This is a genomic window from Aromatoleum diolicum (assembly GCF_012910955.1).
In the GTDB taxonomy this organism is placed as follows: Bacteria; Pseudomonadota; Gammaproteobacteria; order Burkholderiales; family Rhodocyclaceae; genus Aromatoleum; species Aromatoleum diolicum.
The window spans coordinates 79,751-101,995 of record NZ_WTVQ01000002.1; the positions used below are offsets into that span (position 1 = coordinate 79,751).

21 protein-coding genes are annotated in these 22,245 nt (G+C 65.0%); 5 read left to right on the top strand and 16 right to left on the bottom strand.

Annotated elements, in window-relative coordinates:
• Positions 1–133 precede the first annotated feature (133 nt).
• Positions 134–1,486 (bottom strand): DUF1329 domain-containing protein, encoded by a 1,353-nt coding sequence (locus tag GPA25_RS01560; RefSeq protein WP_169258592.1) that lies wholly within the window; start codon positions 1,484–1,486, stop codon positions 134–136.
• Positions 1,487–1,517: 31 nt separating this feature from the next.
• Complete coding sequence (locus GPA25_RS01565; protein ID WP_246265194.1) at positions 1,518–3,209, bottom strand: DUF1302 domain-containing protein; 1,692 nt, start codon at positions 3,207–3,209, stop codon at positions 1,518–1,520.
• 186 nt (positions 3,210–3,395) lie between these two features.
• On the opposite strand from GPA25_RS01565, the gene GPA25_RS01570 reads away from it, so the two are divergent.
• The 3 genes from GPA25_RS01570 (at position 3,396) to GPA25_RS01580 (ending at position 6,465) form a co-directional block, all read left to right on the top strand.
• Positions 3,396–4,346, top strand: coding sequence for a LysR family transcriptional regulator (locus GPA25_RS01570; protein ID WP_169258593.1), 951 nt, complete (start codon positions 3,396–3,398; stop codon positions 4,344–4,346).
• 184 nt (positions 4,347–4,530) lie between these two features.
• Positions 4,531–5,628 carry an ADP-ribosylglycohydrolase family protein gene (locus GPA25_RS01575; RefSeq protein ID WP_169258594.1) on the top strand — a complete coding sequence of 366 codons (1,098 nt, stop codon included), beginning with the start codon at positions 4,531–4,533 and terminating at the stop codon, positions 5,626–5,628.
• A 66-nt stretch (positions 5,629–5,694) separates the two neighbouring features.
• A complete protein-coding gene (locus tag GPA25_RS01580) occupies positions 5,695–6,465 on the top strand; it encodes a TIGR01458 family HAD-type hydrolase (RefSeq protein WP_169258595.1) in 771 nt (256 codons plus the stop codon).
• A gap of 91 nt (positions 6,466–6,556) precedes the next feature.
• On the opposite strand, the gene GPA25_RS01585 is transcribed toward GPA25_RS01580, so the two are convergent.
• The 4 genes from GPA25_RS01585 to GPA25_RS01600 form a co-directional block, all read right to left on the bottom strand.
• Positions 6,557–7,735, bottom strand: coding sequence for an alpha-hydroxy acid oxidase (locus tag GPA25_RS01585; RefSeq protein ID WP_211162891.1), 1,179 nt, complete (start codon positions 7,733–7,735; stop codon positions 6,557–6,559).
• Between the two features lie 167 nt (positions 7,736–7,902).
• The gene (locus GPA25_RS01590; RefSeq protein ID WP_169258596.1) at positions 7,903–8,958 is read right to left on the bottom strand and encodes a 2-oxoacid:ferredoxin oxidoreductase subunit beta; all 1,056 of its coding nucleotides are present in this window, start codon (positions 8,956–8,958) and stop codon (positions 7,903–7,905) included.
• On the bottom strand, positions 8,955–10,814 hold the full coding sequence (locus GPA25_RS01595; RefSeq protein WP_169258597.1) for a 2-oxoacid:acceptor oxidoreductase subunit alpha: 1,860 nt from the start codon (positions 10,812–10,814) through the stop codon (positions 8,955–8,957). Before GPA25_RS01595 ends, GPA25_RS01590 begins: the two co-directional genes overlap by 4 nt.
• Complete coding sequence (locus GPA25_RS01600; RefSeq protein WP_169258598.1) at positions 10,811–12,598, bottom strand: FAD-dependent oxidoreductase; 1,788 nt, start codon at positions 12,596–12,598, stop codon at positions 10,811–10,813. Before GPA25_RS01600 ends, GPA25_RS01595 begins: the two co-directional genes overlap by 4 nt.
• Positions 12,599–12,930: 332 nt before the next feature.
• Here GPA25_RS01600 and GPA25_RS01605 point away from each other — a divergent pair, with 332 nt between their 5' ends.
• Positions 12,931–13,212: a PepSY domain-containing protein gene (locus GPA25_RS01605; RefSeq protein WP_169258599.1), complete on the top strand. Its 282-nt coding sequence runs from the start codon at positions 12,931–12,933 to the stop codon at positions 13,210–13,212.
• A gap of 62 nt (positions 13,213–13,274) precedes the next feature.
• Here GPA25_RS01605 and GPA25_RS01610 read toward each other — a convergent pair whose 3' ends face one another.
• Both GPA25_RS01610 and GPA25_RS01615 read right to left on the bottom strand, forming a co-directional pair.
• The gene (locus tag GPA25_RS01610) at positions 13,275–14,348 is read right to left on the bottom strand and encodes a rhodanese-like domain-containing protein (protein ID WP_211162892.1); all 1,074 of its coding nucleotides are present in this window, start codon (positions 14,346–14,348) and stop codon (positions 13,275–13,277) included.
• Between the two features lie 98 nt (positions 14,349–14,446).
• Complete coding sequence (locus tag GPA25_RS01615) at positions 14,447–14,944, bottom strand: hypothetical protein (RefSeq protein WP_211162893.1); 498 nt, start codon at positions 14,942–14,944, stop codon at positions 14,447–14,449.
• 375 nt (positions 14,945–15,319) lie between these two features.
• On the opposite strand from GPA25_RS01615, the gene GPA25_RS01620 reads away from it, so the two are divergent.
• Positions 15,320–15,694 carry a CBS domain-containing protein gene (locus GPA25_RS01620; RefSeq protein ID WP_246265204.1) on the top strand — a complete coding sequence of 125 codons (375 nt, stop codon included), beginning with the start codon at positions 15,320–15,322 and terminating at the stop codon, positions 15,692–15,694.
• A gap of 80 nt (positions 15,695–15,774) precedes the next feature.
• Here GPA25_RS01620 and GPA25_RS01625 read toward each other — a convergent pair whose 3' ends face one another.
• The 8 genes from GPA25_RS01625 to maiA form a co-directional block, all read right to left on the bottom strand.
• Positions 15,775–16,218: a CBS domain-containing protein gene (locus GPA25_RS01625; RefSeq protein WP_169258601.1), complete on the bottom strand. Its 444-nt coding sequence runs from the start codon at positions 16,216–16,218 to the stop codon at positions 15,775–15,777.
• Between the two features lie 108 nt (positions 16,219–16,326).
• On the bottom strand, positions 16,327–16,911 hold the full coding sequence (locus GPA25_RS01630; protein WP_169258602.1) for a hemerythrin domain-containing protein: 585 nt from the start codon (positions 16,909–16,911) through the stop codon (positions 16,327–16,329).
• A gap of 15 nt (positions 16,912–16,926) precedes the next feature.
• Complete coding sequence (locus GPA25_RS01635) at positions 16,927–17,646, bottom strand: ATP-binding cassette domain-containing protein (RefSeq protein WP_169258603.1); 720 nt, start codon at positions 17,644–17,646, stop codon at positions 16,927–16,929.
• Positions 17,639–18,391 carry an ABC transporter ATP-binding protein gene (locus tag GPA25_RS01640; RefSeq protein WP_169258604.1) on the bottom strand — a complete coding sequence of 251 codons (753 nt, stop codon included), beginning with the start codon at positions 18,389–18,391 and terminating at the stop codon, positions 17,639–17,641. The genes GPA25_RS01635 and GPA25_RS01640 overlap by 8 nt, the downstream gene beginning before the upstream one ends.
• Positions 18,391–19,389, bottom strand: a complete 999-nt coding sequence (locus GPA25_RS01645; RefSeq protein ID WP_169258605.1) for a branched-chain amino acid ABC transporter permease — start codon at positions 19,387–19,389, stop codon at positions 18,391–18,393. The genes GPA25_RS01640 and GPA25_RS01645 overlap by 1 nt, the downstream gene beginning before the upstream one ends.
• Positions 19,390–19,398: 9 nt before the next feature.
• On the bottom strand, positions 19,399–20,256 hold the full coding sequence (locus tag GPA25_RS01650; protein ID WP_169258606.1) for a branched-chain amino acid ABC transporter permease: 858 nt from the start codon (positions 20,254–20,256) through the stop codon (positions 19,399–19,401).
• 72 nt (positions 20,257–20,328) lie between these two features.
• The gene (locus GPA25_RS01655) at positions 20,329–21,507 is read right to left on the bottom strand and encodes an ABC transporter substrate-binding protein (RefSeq protein ID WP_246265205.1); all 1,179 of its coding nucleotides are present in this window, start codon (positions 21,505–21,507) and stop codon (positions 20,329–20,331) included.
• 84 nt (positions 21,508–21,591) lie between these two features.
• Positions 21,592–22,236 (bottom strand): maleylacetoacetate isomerase, encoded by a 645-nt coding sequence (gene maiA, locus GPA25_RS01660; RefSeq protein WP_169258608.1) that lies wholly within the window; start codon positions 22,234–22,236, stop codon positions 21,592–21,594.
• Positions 22,237–22,245 lie beyond the last annotated feature (9 nt).

Consider the following 22,245-nt stretch of genomic DNA (forward strand, 5'->3'; position numbering starts at 1 on the left):
GCGAAGGATCGGACATGCAGGAGAGCGGAATCCGGCCCCGGGAGGAAAAAAGGGGACGAAATCAGGGCCGGATCCGCAAGCGGGAGAGGACGTAACAGCGTGGCGTAACAGCGTGGCGTAACAGCGAGGCGTATCAGCGCACGCCTTCGGCAGCGACGGCATCACCGGTGAAGAAGGTTTCCTGCTTGCGCGGCACGACCTTGAAGTCCTCGCCGTTGAGCGCCTGGATCACACTCATCGTGCCGGCCTGCAGGTTGAACACGGTCGCGGTCTTCATCAGCGTCGCCGGGATCGAGGGGACGAGGAAAGGCGTGACCTGGGTGGTGCGCCACAGCTTGCCTTCGGCGTCATAACCATCGACCAGCGCGATCAGCCAGGTGTCCTCGTCGATGTAGTAGCGACGCTTCGGCACCGCATGACGCTTGCCCGACGCGACGCTCGCCTCGACCACCCAGACGCGGTGGCGCTCCCAGCGCACATGGTCCGGATTGAGGTGGAACTTGGCAAGCGCGTCGTCCAGCTTCGCACCGATCAGCCCGTTGTTGTTGTACGGGATCAGCATTTCCTGCTTGCCGATCAGCTTCCACTGGAAGCGGTCGAGCGAGCCGAAGAAGCCCTGCACCTCGTCGAAGTAGTTCGCCCCGGAGGCAACAAAGTCCGGCGTGTCGTACGAGACGGTCGGCGCACGACGCACACGACGCTGGCCGACCAGGTACTGCCACGCCTGGCGCGCGTTCTTCTGGTCGACGCTGTCGCGGATCACCAGCGACTCGCCGGCCTTGAACGGGGGCTCCAGCGTGTTGAAGCGGAACATGGCGTACTCGCCCGACCAGCTCTCCGGGGTCGCATCCTCGTAGTACTGCGGGTACTGGAACGAGATCTCGTTGCGCGTCGCCAGGGTATGTGAGCCATCCGCGTTGCCGACGATGTTCTTGAAGCGGTACTCGATCGACGGCGCCTCGACGCGCATCAGGTAGTTCCACATCACCTCGACGCCTTCCTTCGGGATCGGGAAAGGCGTGCCGCCGATACAACCCTCGATCGAGTAGCCGCCGTCCTTCAGCTTGCAGCGGGTCGCGTTCTTCGCGACGCTGTCATAGACCTTCTGGGGCGCGGCAGCGGTGCGGTGGGTCGGGTAGACGTCAAGCCGGAACGACTCGGGATACTTCTGCAGCAGCGCCTTGGTCCCTTCCGACAACAGCGCGTCGTACTGCGCGATGTTCTTGGCGTTGACCTGGAGCACGGGTTTTTCGTTGGCGAAGATCTCGGTCGGGATGTCGCCCATCTTCTTGCCGGGCAGCGGCTTGGTGACACCGCCGTCCCATGCCGGGATGCTGTTGTCCTTGTTGCCGGCTTTCTCGCCACCCAGGGGGGTCAGCGTCGTCTTGAGCTTGGCGGCCTCGTCGGCGCCGACCGCGGCGTGCGCGACCTGCGCGCCGCTCAACATGGCGGCAATCGCCGCCGACAGAATCAGATGCTTGTGCATTCTCGTCTCCTCGATTTATGGATGTCTGAAATCAGAACGTGCGCTGGACCGACAGCGAGATGAAGTCGCGGTCGCCGTGGAAGTTGTCGTACGAGAGTTGCGGCACCGCGGTGTTGTAGCGGATGACCGAACCGGGCGAGCCGATGTAGTGGGTGTAGGTGATGCCGGCCTGCCAGGTTTTCTGGTACTCGGCCTTCACGCCCACGCTGAGGTTGCCGCCATGCTCCGACGGGAACAGCGCGCCGTTCACCGACGACCGACCGGTGAGGCCGTAGCTCACGCCGATCGGCACCTGCAGGTCGAGGCCGGGCAGCACCTGGAAGTACTCGGGCTGGAAGATGAACTGGATCGCGCTCGCATCGCGCGTCGCGCGCGGGTCGAGCTGTTTGGCGTTGTCGGTGATCTTCAGGCGGCGGTTGTAGGCAAATTCGCCAATGAAGGAGGCACCTTCCCACAGTTCGTTCGCGGACAGCACACTGATCGCCGACAGGTTGAGGTGCAGCGTGCGACCGACCGGGAAGGCGGCATTGCTGTCGCCGTCGGCCGTCGTGTTGCCCGGCAGGATCACGGTGTTGCCGCTCGCCACCAGCGGCATGTTGTCGCGGAAGGAGATCTCGCCGCCGACGTTGGTCTCGCCGATCAGCGTGCTGAAGCTCGCGCCGACGGTACGGATGTTTTCCGCGAAGACCTGGACGTAGTCGCCGATGCTGCCGTTGCCCGGGTTCACGCCGGGACGCAGGTAGAACTGCGGCATCTTGTCGTGGTATTGCGCGGCATACACGCCGTATTCGGTATCGCCCGCCTTGAATTTCAGCTGCAGGCCGCCCTGCCCCGAATCCTTCGCCTCGATGTCCTTGCCGCGGTGCACGAAGGCGCCCGGCCCGAGGATGACGGTCTCGCCGCCCTCGTCGACGAAGTCCGCGAAGCTGAAGTACGAACCCGCGGCCGGCAGGCGCGTCTTGCGCCATTCGGCCTGATAGTACGCGCCGATCGAGAAGGTCGGGCTGACCTGCAGTTGCGCCGACACCTGCCCCACCGGGCGCAGGATCTCCTTGAACTGCGAGTTCGGCACCGACAGCGCCTTGATCAGGTCGAGCGAGGTCTGGGCGGCGGCGATACCGTTGCTGCCGAAGAACAGGCTCTCACCATAAATCTGCGTAAAGCGGCCGGCCTTCAGGTTGACGTTCATGTCGCCCGGCGCGAGGTTCGTCCACACGAAGGCATCCAGGAACTCCGCCTTGCGCCCGTGCAGGTCGCGGGTGTCGTCGGTGAATTCGTTGTAAGCAGCCGAACGCGAATTCACCAGCGCGCCACCGAGCGCGCCCGGATTGTCGTTGCGACGGTTGTACACGTCGTCGTACCACGCCGCGCCGCTGACGCGGAAGCCGAAGTTGCGCTTGTAGCGGAAATCGAATTCCGACAGGAGATCGAGGCGATTCGAGATGAGCCCCCGGTCGAAGTTCAGGTCGCCGTCGTTGGTGTTTGCCTGCACGCCGATCGAATTGTCCGCGACATTCGAATCGGCACTGCGGGTGCGCCACGCGGCGCTGTACTTGACGGTGTTGTCCCACGTCATCCGGATGTCCGGATTGCCCGCGTCGATCTGGAACGCGAACGCGGCCGGCGCGGCGGAAAGCGCTGCCAGCGCGCCCAGCACCGCATTCACGGCCTTCCTCCGACGAATCTGCGGCGTAGCGCGATACGCCAACTTCCTGGTCCCCATGTCTTCCTCCTGGAGCAATGACTTTGTGGTTCTTGTGGCGGCGCCTTGCGGATGAGCGATGGGCCGTCTGTGCAGGGAGGAAGTTATCGGGGTCGAGGATTACCGTCCAATACCATTAATTGGCAACGTCAATACCTTCAGGGTATGGTGTCGGACACACGCTCCCTCATCGCATCCGGGCAAGATATGGACCTCAGACACCTTCGTTACTTCATCGCCGTGGCCGAGGAAGAGAACATCGGCCGTGCCGCCGCGCGCCTGCATATCTCGCAACCGCCGCTCACGCGCCAGATCCAGCAACTGGAGGACGAACTGGGCGTGCGCCTGTTCACGCGCACGCCGAAGGGTATGGAACTGACCCAGGCCGGCGAGCTGTTCCTCGCCGAGGCGCGCAACATTCGGGCGGTCGTCGAACAGGCCACCGAGCGGGCGCAGCGCGCCGGCCAGGGCAAGCTTGGACGCCTGGATGTCGCGATTTTCGGCTCGGCCATCCTCGACGCCATCCCCAAGCTGCTCCTGACCTTCCGCAAGGCCTATCCGGACGTCAAGATCGTGCTGCACACGATGACGAAAGCCGAGCAGATCGAGGCCTTGCGCCAGCGGCGCATTACCGTCGGCTTCAACCGCATGCTCGCGCCGCAGCCCGATCTCGCCACCGAGCTCGTCGCGACCGAACCCCTGCTGCTTGCGATCAACGAGAATCATCCGCTGGCACGCGAGACGAACATCCCTTTCCGGATGCTCGCCGAGCATCCGATGGTGCTGTTTCCGACCGGAGCACGGCCGAGCTTCATCGACAAGGTCATGGGCCTGTGCCAGGAAGCGGGCTTTGTGCCGAAGGTCTCGCAAGAAGTCGGCGATGCCGTGACCGGCGTCGCGCTCGTCGCCAGCGGCTTCGGCATCTGTCTCGTGCCGGAGTCGGTGACCACGCTGACCCTGCCAGGCGTCGTTTTCCGCCCGCTTCAGGACGCCCCCGCCCAAGCGTGGGTCGATCTCAGCTGCATCTACCGCGCCGACGATCAGTCTCCGATCCTTGCCGCATTTCTCGAAACCGCGCGCCTATTCCGTCAGCACAAGCAAAACGAAGACGGTGCAATCATCGCGACTGGCACCGAGAGCTGGGTGGCCGACATTTGAAGCGCTCCGCAACGGCCCTCGGCAATTCTCAGATTCCTCCCGCCAGTTTGGCGTTGCGCATGAGCGCCTGCTACAACGCATAGGCACGGTCACCTCCCGATGTGCCCGGCCCTGACTCGCGGCGCAGCCGCGACATGATCGCTTCGCGCGCTTGCATCGAGCCCCATCAACGACCGAGACCCACATGCCCACGTCCTTCGAAGATCGCGCCGCCGGAGCGCTGCTGGGTGCCTTCATTGGCGACGCCCTCGGCCTCGGCCCCCACTGGTATTACAAACTCGCGGACTTGCGCCGCGACTACGGGCCGTGGATCACCGACTACACGGATCCCAAACCCGGCCGATACCACGCGGGGCTCAAGGCAGGGCAGCTTTCCCAGGCCGGCCTGATCCTGCAGCTCCTGCTCCGCTCCGTCGTGGATTGCGGTGGCTATGACGAAGCGGACTTCTGTCGCCGTCTGGACGACGATCTCTTTCCGCAACTCGACGGCACCCCGATGCACGGCCCGGGCGGCTACACCAGCCAGTCGATCCGCGAGGCGTGGCGCCGCCGGGTGCAGCAAGGCCTGCCGTGGTCGCAAGCGGGCGGACACGCGGACACCACTGAAGCCATCGAGCGCACCCTGGCGCTGGCGGTCCGCTATGCGCTCCAGCCGCATCGACTCGCCGACGCGGTCGCCGGCAACACCCGCCTCACCCAGACCGACGACACCGTGGTCGCGATGACTGTCGCCTACGCTGCGGTCCTCGGGCTGCTGGTGCAGGGAGAAAGGCTCGACACCGGCCTGTCGGGCAAGCTCGTCGCCCTCTCGAAGTCCGGCGCGCTGCCCTTCCACACGGTGACGAGCGGTCAGCTGGATGTCCCGCACTCCGGCGAAGCCGAACCCTCGCGCGCTGGCAAGTTCGCCTCGCCCGACGCGCTGCTCACGCCGTCCTATATGGCCGCGGCGGCCGCCGATCCGGACATTCGCATCGAGCCGGCGTGGAAGGTATCCATCGTCTACGGCATGCCATGCGCCATCTACCACCTGCTGCCGGCCGTCTATTACCTCGCCGCGCGCTTCCATGACGATTTCGAGTCGGCCGTACTTCACGCGATCAATGGCGGCGGGCAGAATCAGGCACGCGCCATCCTCACCGGCGCGCTCGTCGGCGCGCAATGCGGCCTTGCAGGCATACCCCGGCGCTTCGTCGATGGGCTGGAGAATTCCGCGCAACTGGAGGCCCTCGCGATCAAGCTCGCGTCACAGATCGGTGAGAGCAAACCGCTCCGCGAGGCTTGAGCGGCTTCCTGGCGCGACAGGTCGGCCAGGATAAAATCCGGCGGCCCACTCGATTGGAGGTCAACCATGCAGCTACCGGCAGCACCAGGGGCGGTTCTCATTGATCTCGCGGGCGTTCTGCACGTCGGCAGTGATGCGGTTCCGGGCGCGGTCGAGGCCCTGACGCGGCTGCGCGCAACCGGCGTGCCGCTGCGCTTCCTGACCAACACCACGCGCTCGCCGCGTCAGGCGATCGTCGCCCTGCTCCACGAACTCGGCTTCGAAATCGCCGCGGCCGAAATCCATACCGCGGTGCACGCGACGCGGCAGCTCGTGGACGAGCGCGGCCTGCGGCCGCATTACCTGATCCATCCGGACATCGCCGACGAGATGGGGCCGAGCCACACCGAGCCGAGCGCGGTGGTGATCGGCGACGCCGGTCCGCATTTCACCTTCGACGGGCTCAACCAGGCGTTCCGGCTGCTGATGCAGGGCCTGCCGCTGATCGCAATGGCGCGCAACCGCTACTTCAAGGAAACGGACGGGCTGAGCCTCGATCTCGGCGCCTTCGTGGCCGCGCTGGAATACGCCGCAGGTATCGAAGCGGAAGTGGTCGGCAAACCAGCGCTGCCCTTCTTCCACGGCGCGCTGCACGAGCTCGGCGTCGAGCCGGCCGCCGCAGTGCTGATCGGGGACGACCTGCACGACGACATCGGCGGCGCGCAGCGCGCGGGCATTGCGGGCATCCTCGTGCGTACCGGCAAGTTCCGCGCGGCGGACGAAAGCGACGAGGAAGTCCATCCCGTGCTTGTCGTCGACGACTTCGCGGCCGCGGTGAGAGCGATTCTCGGCGGCTGAGGGCTCACCGGACACGCCAGCTCCGGGGCCGTCGGATTTCGCTGCGGGCCGTGATGATGAACGGCGATGCCTCGCGAAACCGTCGCTGCATTCACCCCTTCGGAATGCGAACATGCTCCCGGTTGAGTTCGGCCAGCACCGGACACCCGAGCAAGCCCAGGGTGCGGTCGATTTCCGTGCGGAGGATCTCGAGAGCACGAGCGGCACCGGGTTTTCCACCGGCGGCCAGGCCATACAGGGTGGCGCGTCCGGACATTGCTGCGTCGGCGCCGAGCGCGCGCGCCTTGACGAAGTCGCTGCCGCGACGCAATCCGCTATCCACGATCAGCGTCATTTCCGGCCCCACCGCGTCGCGAATGTCGGGCAGGACTTCGATCGGCGCGGTGCAGCCATCCAGTTGCCGCCCGCCATGGTTGGTGATGACCAGCCCATCGACGCCCAGGGACTTTGCGCGAAGCGCGTCTTCGGCCGACAGGATGCCCTTGATGATCAGCTTGCGCGGCCACAAGTCGCGCAGCCATTGAACATCGCGCCAGTTCAGCGACGGGTCCATCTGCGTCGATAGAAAGGTGGCGGCATTCCGCGCGCTGTCCTGCCCCGGCGGCAGAAAACCGCCCAGATTCTTGAAGCGCGGCATGCCATGCGGGACGAGCACATCCCACACCCACCGCGGACGCATGGCAACGTCGATCAGGCTGTCGAGGTTGAGCTTCATCGGCGCACGGTAGTTGCGCCGGTCCCATTCGCGGTTGCCGAACAGCGGAACATCGGTGGTCAGGACGATGGCTTCTGAACCCGCCTGCTCGGCGCGCCTGACCACGCCGGCAAGATTGTCGCGGTCCTTGAACGGGTAGATCTGCATCCAGTGGCGCACCCCGGTTGCGGTGATCTGTTCCAGCGAAACCGTCGACACCATGCTCTGGCACATCGGAATGCCGGCATCGCGGGCCGCTTCGGCGAGCATCAGGTCGCCCTGGTGCGACAACAGGCCGTTGAAACCCGTCGGTGCGATGACGACCGGCATGTCGACGCGCGAGCCGAACAGCGGGCAACTCAGGTCGCGCACGGACACGTCGATCAGCGTGCGCGGCAGGAAGCTGATCGCGTCGTAACTGCTGCGGTTGCGTTGCAGGCTCAGTTCGTCGTCGGCCCCGCCCTCGAGGTACTCGAAGCAGAAGTTCGGCACCCGCGCCGCCGCCATGGCGCGCAATTCAGCAATGTTCTGGGCGCGACGCAGGTCGCGGCCACGGTAGAGTCTGCGCCTGGTCATTCCCGCTGCCGAGTCCGTGTCTGGTACGTCAGCCGTTTCAAGGCACGGCAGACATGGGTTGATAGCCGGACATCATTACATGGCGGAAACCGTTTGCACAGGACGGCGCGCCCTTGCCGCCGCGGGCCGCCCTGTGCGCGCGGAACGCCGCGCCGTCCCCGCGCTAACTAGCGCAGCAAGGCATTGAGCGCATCGAGCGCCTTGCTGCCGGGGCACAGGTAGGCGTCGCCGAGCTGATTGAGCGGCTTCTCGACGGTGTTCAGGTGGGCGTGCATGTCCTGCACACTGCTGTTGACGTACAGCAGGCCGGTGACGATCTCGCCCAGCGCCTGACGCTCCTGCAGGTGATTGATCGCGCCGATGCGGTCGGACGGGTCGTAGTCCACGCCCAGCTTGCGCAAATGCAGGATCGAGCCGTCGTGCTGCACGACGCGGCGCAGCGAGCCCGGCGGGTAGGAGGTTTCGATCTGCGCTTTCGGCAGGATCACGTCGACGCGGTTGACCGCGGCATTGTGCTCGCGCACGTAGTCGTAGCTCTTGGTCGAGCCGCTGTGGTTGTTGAAGGTCACACAGGGGCTGATGACGTCGATGAAGGCCGGGCCACCGTGGCACAGCGCGCCCTTGATCAGCGGGATGAGCTGTTCCTTGTCGCCCGAAAAACTGCGCGCGACGTAGGTCGCCCCGAGTTGCAGCGCGAGTGCGGCAAGGTCGATCGGGCTGTCGCTGTTGATGACGCCCTTCTTGCTCTTCGAGCCCTTGTCGGCGGTCGCCGAGAACTGCCCCTTGGTGAGGCCGTACACGCCGTTGTTCTCGACAATGTAGGTCATATTCACGCCGCGGCGCATCGCGTGCGCAAACTGGCCGATGCCGATCGACGCGGAATCGCCGTCGCCGGACACCCCCAGGTAGGTCAGGTTGCGGTTGGCGAGTGCGGCACCGGTCAGCACCGACGGCATGCGCCCATGCACGCTGTTGAAGCCGTGCGAGTTGCCGAGGAAGTAATCGGGGGTCTTCGACGAGCAGCCGATGCCCGAGAGCTTGGCGACCTTGTGCGGTTCGATGTCGAGGTCGAAGCAGGCTTGCACCACCGCGGCGCTGATCGAGTCGTGGCCACAGCCGGCGCACAGCGTCGAGATCGCACCTTCATAGTCGCGGCGCGTGTAGCCGAGCGCGTTCCTCGGAGCATCGGCGCTGAGGAGTTTGGGTTTGGCGAGATAGGTCATGGCGCCACCTTGCGCAGCGGGGTTGTGATCGGGCTGACTTTGCGGTCCGACAATGCATTGGCAATCTTGCCGGCAATGAAGCGCGCAGTGATCGGCGAGCCGTCGTAGTGCAGCACACGCACCAGTTTCTTCGGATCGATCTCGCCTTCGTTGATCAGCAGCGAGCGCAACTGCCCGCTCTCGTTCTGTTCCACGACGAAGACGCATTCGTGCTCTGCGATGAAGCGCATGACCTCGTCGCTGAACGGGAAGGCACGCACCCGCAGGGTGTCGACATGCACGTCGTCGGCTTCGAGCAGCACGCTGGCTTCGGCCATCGCCGGCCCCGTCGAGCCGAAGTGGATCGCGCCGTAACGCGTGGGCTGCGCTGCATTGCGCAGGACCGGTGCCGGGACGAGCGTCTTCGCGGTGTCGAACTTGCGCCGCAGCCGCTCCATGTTATAGACGTAGTCGGCGCCGAGCTCGCTGTACTTGGCGTAGGCGTTGCGCGTGGTGCCGCGCGTGAAGTACGCCCCGCGCGTCGGATGGGTGCCGGGGATCGTGCGGTAGGGAATGCCGTCGCCATCGACGTCGAGATAGCGGCCGAAGGTCTTGCCGGCTTCGAGTTCGTCGTACGTCATCAGCTTGCCGCGGTCGTAGCGGCGGCTGTCATCCCAGTCGAAGGGCGCACACAGGCGTTCGTTCATGCCGATGTCGAGATCGGAGAGCACGAACACCGGAGTTTGCAGGCGGTCGGCGAGATCGAAGGCCTGCGCGCCCAAGGTGAAGCATTCGTGCGGATCTTCGGGGAACAGCAGCACGTGCCGGGTGTCGCCGTGCGAGGCGTAGGCGCAGGAAATCAGGTCGGATTGCTGCGTGCGCGTGGGCATGCCGGTGGAGGGGCTGCCGCGCTGCACGTCGAAGATCACCGCCGGCACTTCGGCGAAATACGCGAGACCGAAGAATTCCTGCATCAGCGAAATGCCCGGCCCGGAGGTCGCGGTGAAGGCGCGCGCGCCGTTCCACGCCGCGCCGAGAACCATGCCAATCGACGCCAGTTCGTCCTCGGCCTGCACGATCGCATAGCGCGCGCGGCCGTTGTCGGGGTCGGTGCGGTACTTGCGGCAGTAGCTCGAGAAGGCTTCGATCACCGAGGTCGACGGGGTGATCGGGTACCAGCCGGCGACCGTTGCGCCACCATACACGGCACCCAGGCCGCAGGCACTGTTGCCGTCGATCAGGATGCGGTCGCCGACCGCGTCCGCGCGCTTGACGCGCAAGCCGATCGGGCATGGCAGGTTGGCCTTCGCGTGGTCGTAGCCGAGCCGCAATGCATTGACGTTGGCCTTGATCAACTGGTCCTTGCCGCGATAGCGGTCGACGATCAGCTTCTCGGCCGCGGCGAATTCCATGTCGAGCAGCGCGAGCAGTGCGCCGACGTACATGATGTTCTTGAACAGCTGGCGCTGGCGCGGGTCTTCGTATTCGCGATTGCAGATGTCCGTCAGCGGCACCCCCAGCACGGTAATGTCGTCGCGGAACTTTGACTGCGGCAACGGCTTCGTCGAGTCGTAGAGCAAGTAGCCGCCGGGGTCGATCGCAGCAACGTCACGGTCCCAGGTCTGCGGGTTCATCGCGACCATCATGTCGCAGCCACCGCGCGCGCCGAGCCAGCCGGCTTCGGACACGCGCACCTCGTACCAGGTCGGCAGCCCCTGGATGTTGGACGGAAAGATGTTGCGTGGCGCGACCGGCACGCCCATGCGAATGACCGCGCGCGCGAACAGTTCGTTGGCCGAGGAGGAACCCGAGCCGTTGACGTTGGCGAACTTGATGACGAAGTCGTTGCAGTTCTGGATGGCTTGTACGCGTGTCATGATCTTTGCGCCTCCGCGCCGGCATGGGCGATGTTCAACAGGAATTTCTGCATGTCCCAGGCGCCGGTTGGACAGCGCTCGGCGCACATGCCGCAGTGCAGACAGACGTTCTCGTCCTTGACCATCACACGCCCGGTCTTGAGCCCTTCTGCCAGGTACAGCGCCTGATCGGGGTTATGCGCCGGCACCTTCAGCCGGGCGCGCAACTCGCCCTCTTCACCGTTCGCGGTAAAGGTGATGCACTCGGTCGGGCAGATGTCGACGCAGGCATCGCATTCGATGCACAGCTTGGGCTTGAATACGGTGGCGACGTCGCAGTTCAGGCAGCGCTCGGTCTCGGCGCACGCGAGCGCCAGGTCGAAACCCAGTTCGAACTCGAGCTTGATGTCCTTCAGGGTGTCTTCAAGCTTCTTCACCGGCACCTTGCGGCGCGCCTCTTCCGAGATCCGGTTGTCGTAGCTCCACTCGTGGATGCCCATCTTCTGGCTGATGAACCTGCCCGTAGAGGGCGGGCGCTGCGTCAGCGCCACGCCGCGGCAGAACAGGTCGATCGAAATTGCGGCCTCGTGGCCCTGTGCGACCGCGGTGATGATGTTCTTCGGCCCGAGCGCCGCATCGCCGCCGAAGAACACGCGCGGCAGCGTCGATTGCAGTGTCTGTGCATCGAGCACCGGCATGCCGTGGCGGTCGAAATCGAGGCCGATGTCGCGCTCGATCCACGGGAAGGCGTTTTCCTGCCCGATCGCGAGCAGCACCTCGTCGCATTCCATATGCACGTCCGGCTCGCCCGTCGGCACCAGCGAACGGCGGCCGGTGTCGTCGTATTCGGCGCGCACCTTTTCGAACATCACGCCGGTGAGGCGCCCGTTGTCATGCGTGAAGGCCTTCTGCACGAGGTAGTTGTGGATGGGGATGCCTTCATGGATCGCATCCTCCTTTTCCCACGGCGATGCCTTCATCTCGTCGAAGCCGCTACGCACGACGACATGCACTTCTTCGCCGCCGAGGCGCCGCGCCGAGCGACAGCAGTCCATGGCGGTGTTGCCGCCCCCGAGCACGATCACGCGTCGGGCGATCTTCGTGATGTGACCGAAGGCGACGCTCGACAGCCAGTCGATACCGACGTGGATGTGCGCCGCGGCCTCCTTGCGTCCCGGCAGATCGGTGTCGCGGCCGCGCGGTGCGCCGGTGCCGACGAAGACGGCGTCCCAGCTGTCGGCCAGCACCTCGCGCAGGCTGCCGATCCACTGATCCTGGCGCAACTCGACATCGAGCCCGGCGATGTAGCCGCATTCCTCGTCGATGACGCTGTCGGGCAGGCGGAACTTCGGGATCTGGCTGCGCATCATGCCGCCGGCGGACTTTCCGCCGTCGAACACGGTGATCTGGTAACCCAGCACGGCGAGATCGCGCGCCACCGTCAGCGACGCGGGACCGGCCCCGACGCAGGCGATGCGCTTGCCGTTCTTCTGCGTCGGCGGCTGCGGCAACTGGTCGTGGATATCGTCCTTGAAGTCGGCCGCCACGCGTTTCAGGCGACAGATCGCGACCGGCTCCTTGTCGACGCGCCCGCGCCGGCACGCCGGCTCACAGGGGCGGTCGCACACGCGACCGAGAATCCCGGGGAATACGTTCGAGCGCCAGTTGGTCATGTAGGCGCCGGCGAAATCTCCGGCGGCAATCTGGCGAATGTATTCGGGAACGTTGGTATGGGCCGGGCAGGCCCACTGGCAATCCACGACCTTGTGAAGATAGTCGGGGGCGTTGATATCAGTCGGTTTCACGTGCGTCCTTCCTGTCTCGGAAAACTCAAACGTCCGAACATCTGCTACGGCTTCATGCATCATTGTGCACTAAATGCATTAAAACGCACGCCGCACTGCAGCAAATCGTCAACAACGGCTGTCGTTCGCCCACCGAACGCAGCTGCAAGGGTGTCGGCAACTTGCTCGACGCGACCACCTGCACGTCACGTGATGCCCGGCCACAGGCTCCACACGCGAATTGCAGCATCTTAATACCGACTTGGGCGCGTTCAGCATTGATTCAGATTAAGGCGCAGACAATGTGTTCCATGCCACCCCGGCATAGATACAAGAAAGAAAGGAGAGCAGCCATGAACATCCGTCACCTCACCGTCGCCGCCGTCGCTTTGCTGATCGGTACCAGTGCCTTCGCGGACGACCCGAAGTGCACCGCCGCGGCGCCGCAGAACACCCAGCCCGCAGCGTCCTCGCTGCGCACACTGGTCGACGCCGGCTTCATGTTCGAACGCGCCAAGGTCACCAAGGGCAATTGCTACGAGCTGAAAGGTACCGACAAGGTCGGGAACAAGGTCGAGATCTACCTTAACCCGCTCGACGGCACCAACGTGAAAACGGAAACGAAGAAGATCTGATGGGTTCGGGGTTGCGGCCGTGCTCGAAGAGCGAGCGCGGCCGGGCGCCCGGCGCAGCAGCGTCACGCGGCGCCGCCTTCGACCGAACAGCCCTCGGCACGCCAGCGCAGCATCCCGCCGGCCAGATTGGCGAGATCCTGAAAACCGTCTTTCTGCAGCATCACCACCGCCTGCGCCGAACGCGCGCCCGATCGGCAGACAGTCACCACCGGCCTGGTCCGGTCGATTTCTTCCACGCGTCGATGCAACTGATCGAGCGGAATGAGCTTCGCTCCACGGATGTGGCCGAGCGCTCCGGAGAATTCGTCCGGCTGGCGGACGTCGATGATCTGCACCCTCTCCCCCGCTTCTTCCAGTGCCTGCGGCTGGAGTTCCCAGATACCGCCAAAAGTGAAGGTCAGACGCGCCCACTGCGGGTCGCCCGCGGTCGCCTGGCCGACGTCGGGCTGGCCGCACTTCAGATTGGCCGGCACTGCGACATCGAGTTTCTTCGGATGCGGCAAGCCGAGGTTGTTCATGTATCCGGTGAAATCCTCGACGCTGATGTCACCGCCAAGGCGCGGGTTATAGCTGCGTTCCTCGTCGACGCTGGTCACGGTCAGACCGTGGTAGTCGTGGGCCGGGTACAAGAGGCAGGTCGTCGGTAGCGTGAAGATCCGCTCGTGCACCGAGCGATACATCGCGGCGGGATTTCCCTGCTGGAAATCCGTTCTGCCGCTACCCCGGATCAGCAGGCAGTCGCCGGTGAAAGCCATCGACTCGTCGTCGAGCACGTAAGTCAAGCAGCCGCTGGTGTGGCCGGGCGTGGCCCGCGCTTCGATGTAACGCTTGCCGAAGGAAATCCGGTCGCCATGCTCGAGGAGGCGGTCTGCACCGCTCGCGCCACTGGCCGCCGACAGCGCAATGGCGCTTCCGGCGCGCTGTTTCAGCAGCCAGGCGCCGGTGACATGGTCGGCGTGGACATGGGTATCAAGCGTCCACAGCAAGCGCAAGCGCAGTTCATGCACGAGCGCGGCATCGCGGCGTACCTGTTCGAACACCGGGTCGATCAGTACCGCGTCGCCGCTGTGGCGATCGCCGAGCAGATAGGTGTAGGTCGAGGACGACGAATCGAACAATTGGCGGAATACCAGCATGTTTGGCCTCCTCGCCAATCATGCCACTGCGCGCGCCAGCCGTCAGCACCCGTGCCGCGCCACGGCTGCCCGGCGGCGCGCACGCGTGGCCTCTATCCTCAGTGCTTCGGACTGACCGGCTTCCAGCCGGGGTGGTCAAAATAGCTGCCGTAGTTGTTCAGCCCATTGACCATGTGCACGACGCCATTGCTCCGCTCTCCCGCGGCTTTCTTGCCGGTGACCACCTCGACACCGTCCGACATTTCGGCGATCACGCCATGCAGCACGGCATCTGCCGCGGGCTCGAGCTTGCAATTGCCAACGATATAGGCAAGTTGCGCCTCCACCGCCTTGCCGAGCGCAGCGTACTGAGCGTCGGCGAACTTGCCGGCATGGATCGCAGGCAGCTTCTGCTCGACATCTGCCCGAATCTTCAGCATTCCTTCCCGCAGGGGCGCATCCGTGCGCCACTTGCTACCCGCATTGAGCTTCAACACCGGGGTCGCGGCACCGTGGTCATGCGCGTCCGCCGCAAGCGCATGGTGCGTGCCGGCAAGTCCCGCCATGGCGGCGAGGGTGTACGCGATGAGTAATCCTCTTGCAGATTTTCCGTTCATTCAATTGTCCTCAGTGACTTTCAATGGAAAGAACCGCACTCGACAAGTGCTTCCATGTGTATGTCGATACGGCTCGGTCTCGCGGCGTTCAGCGTGCCGACAATTCGGCGCCATTCGCCGCGCTTCGCCATGTGCCGCCCGCCTCATCAGATCGGGGCAAGGTCGGCCATCTCGATGAGCGCTTACGCTACGCCCCCGTTGATGAACCCAAACTGAACGGAATGAATGCTCCCAACAGCGTCACGGCGACAGTCGACCGAATATTTCTTCCAGCACCTGCTAGATTGAAATTGAACCGTCTTTCCATCGCAAACGCGGGGGTGTGCCATGACCAATCGTTGCATTTCAGCCATCGTCAAGGGGCAGGAACCTCTGATGCTCACGGCCGACACGTCGGTGCAGGTCGCTTGCCAGCACATGTACGAGCGACATGTCGGCGCGGTGCTGGTCGTCGATCACGCAAAGCATCTGAAGGGCATTTTCACCGGCCGCGACGCCGTACACACGTTGGGAGAAGGCCGCGATCCGGCGCGAACCCGGCTGGACGCGGTAATGACACGTGCTCCGGCCACGATTTCGCCCGATCAGCACGCTATCGACGCCTTGCGCGCGATGAATGACGGCGGTTACCGCCACCTGCCGGTCGTCGAGGGCAAGAAGGTCGTCGCCATCGTGGCGCGCGCGGACTTCGAGGGCCTGGAGCTCGATCGTCTGGAAGAAGAAACGTCGCTGTGGGAGCGCGTCGGCTGAAAGTCGCGAGGCAGCGCCGACATTCCGGCGGCAGGTCGGGATCCTGTGCCTGCCGCATCCGTGCGAGGGATGGCAGCCCTTCAGACGCCGCGATCCCCGGCGATGTAATGCTCGAGCTGCTCGATGATGAATTCCTGCTCGGAGACGATGCTCTTCACCAGGTCGCCGATCGAGATCAGGCCAACGAGCTTGCCGCGGTCCATGACCGGAAGGTGACGCAAGTGCCTTTCGGTCATCAAGGTCATGCATTCTTCGTCGGTCTGATCGAGGCGTACGTGCGCAACCGGCGACGACATGACCATGCGCACCGGCGTCTCCCTCGATGAGCGTGCCATCAGGACGACTTTCCGCGCGTAGTCGCGTTCGGTAATGATGCCGACAACACGCTCGCCTTCCATGACCAGCAACGCGCCGATATTGCACTCTGCCATCAGCTTGACGGCATCGAACACCGAGGCATCGGGACCGATGCCATGAACGGTCGGGTCGGACTTCGACTTCAGAACGCGGGCAACGGTTTTCACGATCTTCTCTCCGGTGACACGATCACTTTTGATCGTAGTCCCGGACGGTTCGGACTGCCAGTCGCGCGGGCCGCTGCGAGTCGTTCGCAGACGGCCCGGCGACCGTTCTCAGGCGCCGGGTACGCCGGCGTCGCCAACCCCATAGGGCGCAGGCACCATGTTCACGATGCGCGAGAACAGCGCGCGGAACTCGCCGGTCGGGCCTGACCAGGGATCCTTGTTGGCCTCGAAGGCGGCGTCGATGCCGGCCCAGTCTTCGGGCGTCAGCGATTGCCGGGCGAGCGGCAGGAGTTCCGTTTCCTCCTTGGTGACATGCTTCCACGAGGCGTCGAGGTAGGTGCCGGCGATCGCGTCGAACCCGGCGAAACCCGACGCGCCCATGCCCTGGTAATGCACCAGCGCGCCGCGCAAGGCCGCCGTGCGGCGTGCTCCTTCGGCGTGATCGGCTTCGAGCTGGTCGAGGAGCCCCGCCGCGGCCGGAATGCGCGCGCGCATCCTGACGAACAGGTAGTCGTCCTCCTTCGGGTGATGCAGCTTGTCCGGCACCTGCGTGATGTACTCGATCATCGCGGCCAGCAGCTGGAAATCCGGTTCGAAGCGACCATCGCGGATGCCGTCGAGCACGAAACGGAAGGCCTGCAGCACGGCGCCGAGCGCGCGATGTTCGGCGTGGATGATGTCGATTGCTTTCATGCTTTTTTCCTTCGTTCAGTGCGCCGCCGGTGTCGTGCCGCATGCGAGCCAGCTGTCGAGCAGTTCGCGGTCGTCGCGCAGGGTGGCGCTCTCGCCCAGATAGACGGCACGCCCGCGTTCGAGAACGAGCGCCTGGCGCGTCAGCGGCAGAATCTGGCGCGCGTGCTGTTCGACGAGGATCACGGCCATGCCGCTTTCCTCGGTGAGCTGCTGGATGATAGCCAGCAGTTCCTGCACGATCAGCGGCGCGAGGCCTTCGAGCGGCTCGTCGAGCAGCAGCAGCTTCGGGTTGAGCATCAGCGCGCGGCCCATCGCCAGCATCTGCTGCTCGCCGCCGGAGAGCTGGTTGCCCATGTTGGCGCGGCGTTCGTTGAGGCGCGGGAACATCTCGTACACGCGCTGCAGGTTCCAGTGCCCGGGGCGCGACACCACCGTGAGGTTTTCCTCGACCGTCAGCGACGGGAAGATGTCGCGCTCCTGCGGCACCCAGCCGAGCCCGAGGTGGGCGCGCCCATGCGCCGGCACCACGGCGAGATCCTGGCCGCTGAAGTGCAGCGCGCCGGAGTGGTGGCGCGCGGCTCCCATCAGGGTGGAGAGCAGCGTCGTCTTGCCCATGCCGTTGCGGCCCAGCAGCGCGAGGCTGTCGCCCTCCTCCATGCTGAAGGAAATCCCTTCCAACACCACCGCTTCGCCATATCCGGCGAACACGTTTTCGAGTCGCAGTAGTTCAGACACTGATCGCCTCTCCCAGATAGACTTCCTTGACCTTCGGATTGTTGGCGATGAACTCGGGCGTGCCCTCGGTGAGCACCGCCCCGCTCACCAGCACCGAAATCTGGTCGGCAAAACGGAACACCAGATCCATGTCGTGCTCGATCAGCAGGATCGTCACGTCGCGCGGCAGGTTCGCGATGCTCTCGAACAGCTCGCGGCTCTCGCTGGTCGGCACGCCGGCCGCCGGTTCGTCGAGCAGCAGCACACTCGGCTTGGCCGCCAGTGCCAGCGCGATTTCGATCAGGCGCTGCTTGCCGTAGGCGAGGTTGCGCGTCTTTTCGTGCGCGACGTCGAGCAGGCGCAGGGTCGCGAGCAGGTGTGCGGCCTCGTCGACCGCTTCGGCGTAGGATGCGACCGGCTTCCAGAAACGCGCGCCGAGACCGAGGCGCTCATTCACCGCCATCGTCACCGAGTCGAGCACGGTGAGGTCGGCGAACAGCCGGTTGATCTGGAAAGTGCGCGCCAGCCCGCGCTTGACTCGCTGGTGCTGCGCGAGCTGCGTGACATTCGTGCCGTTGAGGATCACCTCACCGCTGGTGGGCTCGAGAAAGCCCGTCAGCAGGTTGATCAGCGTCGTCTTGCCGGCGCCGTTCGGGCCGATCAGCGCGTGACGCGCGCCGGCTTCGACGTTGAGGCTGACGTCATTGGTGGCGACGAAACCGCCGAATTTCTTGACCAGATTGCGGGTCTGCAGTGCGTAGTTCATCACTTGGTCCCCCCGTTGGCGCCGAAGCGTGCCCCGATGCGGCGCAGCCCGCCCATGACGCCGTCGCGCGCGAACAGCACGATGACGACGAGCAGCGCGCCGAGCCAGAATTGCCAGTACTGCGGGTTCAACTCCGAAAGCAGGTGGTGCGCGGACATGAAAACGATGGTGCCGATCAGCGCGCCGTACAGCGATCCCGAACCGCCGAGCACCAGGATCAGCAGCAGCTCGGCGGAGCGGTTGAACGACAGCACGTCGAGCGCGACGAACTGGGTCGTCTGCGCGAGCAGCGCACCGGCGATGCCGGCATACGCGGCGCCGAGCGTATAGACGGCGGCAAGGCGCGCATTGACCGGCGTGCCCAGCGCCGGCATGCGGCCGACGTTGAGGCGGATGCCCTTCAGGCTCAGGCCGAAGGGGCTATGCACGATGCGCCGCGCGACCCAGAACAGCACGAACAGCACCGCGAGCGCGTACCAGAAGGCGGTCTTGCCATAGAGGTCGAACTCGAAGGGGCCGAGCAGCGGCAGCACTTCGATGCCCTGCAGGCCATCGACGCCGCCGGTGATCGGGGTCAGCTTGTTCGCGAGCTCGTACAGCATCATCGCGACGCCCAGCGTGACCATCAGCCGCGTGAGGTCCGCGCCGCGCAGCACCAGCAGGCTGGTGACGAAGCCGAGCGCGGCGGCGACGACTGCAGCGACGCCGAGCCCGAGCAACGGATCGCCGAAACCATGCGCCGCGAGGAGGCCCGCCGCGTACGCGCCGAGGCCGAAGAACGCGGCGTGGCCCAGCGACACGATGCCGGCGTAGCCGAGGATCAGGTCGAGCGACAGGCAGAACAGCGCGGTGATCGCGATCTGCGTCAGCAGCACGAGGTTGTCGGGGAAAATGAAATACGCCGCGACCGGCAGCAGCCAGAACACGAGTTCGGCCGGACGCCAGTGGTCGGCGCGGCGGACGGGCGCGAGGCCCGCTTGAAGTGCCAGAGTAGTCATGGGGAATCCTTAACGGGACGCGGCGCGGCCGAACAGGCCTTGCGGGCGGAAGATCAGCATCGCCACCATCACCGCGTAGATGACGAAGGCACCGATTTCGGGCACGTAATACTTGCCGGCGACATCGAAGATGCCGAGGATCAGCGAGGCGACGAGCGAGCCCTTGATGTTGCCGCTGCCACCGACCGCGACGACGATCAGGAAGTACACGATGTACTTCACCGCGAAGGTCGGATCGAGGCCCAGCATTTCGACGCCGAGAGCGCCACCGAGGCCGGCGAGCGCGGTGCCGAGCGCGAAGGTCAGGGTGAAGATGCGCTCGACGTTGATGCCCATGCCGCGCGCGGCGCGGGGGTTATCGACCGATGCGCGCAGCTGCGCGCCGAAACGCGTGCCGCTGACCATGCGCTGCAGGCCGATCGCGATCGCAAGGCCGAGGATCACCAGGAACAGCCGATAGATGCCGATGTCGAGCCCGGGCAGATTGATCTGGCCTTGCAGGAAGTCCGGCAGCGTCAGCGGCTGTTGCTGCGCGCCGAAGAAGTAATGCGCCGTCGAGATCGACATGAACACGAGGCCGATCGAGAACAGCACCTGGTCGAGATGGGTCGCGCCGTAGAGGCGGCGGTACAGCGTGCGCTCGAACAGCACGCCGACCAGCGCCGTCGCGACCGCCGCCAACGGCAGCGCCGCGAGGAAAGGCACGCCGGCGTGGTTCAGCAGCGTCACGCCGATATAGCCACCCAGCATCGCGAACGCGCCGTGCGCGAGATTGACGAAATTCATCAGGCCGAGCGTGACGGACAGGCCGACGCTGATGAGGAACAGCAGCATCCCCGAGGCGATGCCGTCGAAAATGACAGTCATGGAAGTCTCCAGTTGCGGGGTCGAGAGTCCGGCCGGCCGGGCGGCACGGGGGCGCTGCCCGGCCCCTGCGGCTTACTGCTTGCCCGGATCCTTGAAGTTCGCAATCTGGTCGAACTCGACGTTCTGCAGCTTGCCGCCGACCTTTTCGACCTTGCGGACGTAGATCGTCTGGACGATGTCGCGCGTTTCTGCATCGATGCTGATCGCACCGCGCGGGCTCACCCAGGCCATGCCCTTCGCCGCCGCCATGAACTTCGCGCCGTTGGCGTCGCCGCCGGTCTTCTCCAGCGTCTTCGCGATCAGCTGCATGCCGTCATAGCCACTGACCGACATGTAGTTCGGCCGGTCCTTCGGGTAGGCCTTGTAGTACGCCGCGGTGTAAGCCTTGTTCTCCGGCGAATTGTGCACCTCGGAGTACTGCAGCGAATTGATGATGCCCAAGGCGTTGTCGCCCATCGCGTCGAGTTGATCCTCTTCGGTCAGGTCGCCGGTGGCGATGATGCGGATGCCGGCCTTGGCCAGGCCGCGCTCGGCGAAGCCCTTGATGAAGCCCACCGTCTGCTCGCCCGGCGGCAGGAACAGAAAGACCGCGTCCGGTTTCACGTCCTTGATCTTCTGCAGGAACGGCGCCAGATCGGGACTCTTCACCGGCGTGCGAACCTCGCCGACGATCTCTCCGCCACCCGCGGTGAAGGTCTTCTTGAACTGCGTTTCGGCGTCGTGGCCGGGACCGTAGTCCGCGACCAGCGTAAAGACCTTCTTGATATTGTTCTTGAGCGCCCAGCTCGCGATCGGCGCGGTGATCTGCGGCAGCGTGTGCGATACGCGCAGCACGTAGTCCGACTTCGTGGTGATCGACGAACTCGCCGCATTCATCACGACCATCGGCGTCTTCGCCTGCGTCGCCAGCGGCGCGACCGCGAACGCGGACGGCGTCAGGCCGAAGCCGGCAAGGATCTCCACCTTGTCCTTGACCACCAGTTCCTGTGCGGCGCGCTTGCTGATCTCGGGCGCGACGCCGGTGTCGTCCTTGACGATCAGCTCGACCTTGCGACCGGCGAAGGTGTTGTTGTGCTCCTGGAGGTAGAGGCGCGCACCGTGTTCGATCTGCTTGCCGTAGGACGCGAACGGCCCGGACATCGGCAGGATCATGCCGATCTTGAGCGGCTCGACGGCAGCCACCGACAACGACACGACCGACGCGCCGAGCGCCACCGCCAGCAAGGCGAAATGCTTTCTGAATTCCATCATGTGTCTCCTCATCTCTCTCATCAGGGTTCGGGGGGCGAACTGGATGGCAACCCAGCCCCCCGATTTCTTGTAAATGCTTGTGCGTTACTTGCCCGGTGCGTCTGGCTGCATGGCCGGTGCCGCGCGTCGGAAGGCGTCGAGTTCGCCGCAGGCGCGGTCCACCTCAACGATGTTCGGATAGGCACTCAGATCGACGTTGAAGCGGCGCGCACTCTCGACCTGCGGCACCAGATACACGTCGGCGAGCGTCGGCCCATCGCCGAAGCAGAACGCACCGCGGTTCTTGTCCGCAGCCAGCAAGGCTTCCAGCGCGTCGAACCCGGCGGTGATCCAGGTTGCGCACCACGCCAGCACCGCGTCCTCGTTGCACCCGAGGGTCTTCCTCAGGTATTCGAGGACACGGCGGTTGTTGATCGGGTGGATGTCGCAGCCGACGATCGCCGCCAGCGCGCGTACCCGCGCGCGCTCGTCCGCGTCGGCCGGCAGCAGCGCCGGCGCCGGGTAGCGCTCTTCCAGCCACTCGATGATCGCCGGCGACTGGATCAGCGTCAGGTCGCCCGACACCAGCGCCGGCACCAGCGCCTGCGGATTCACCGCCTTGAACGCGGCACCGAGGTGCTCCTCGGTGCGCAGGTCGACCGGCACGTAGTCGTACGCAATCGCCTTCAGGTTCAGCGCGATGCGCAGGCGGTGCGAAGTGCCGCTGCGGAAGAAGTTGTGCAGCTTCATCGGCGCGCC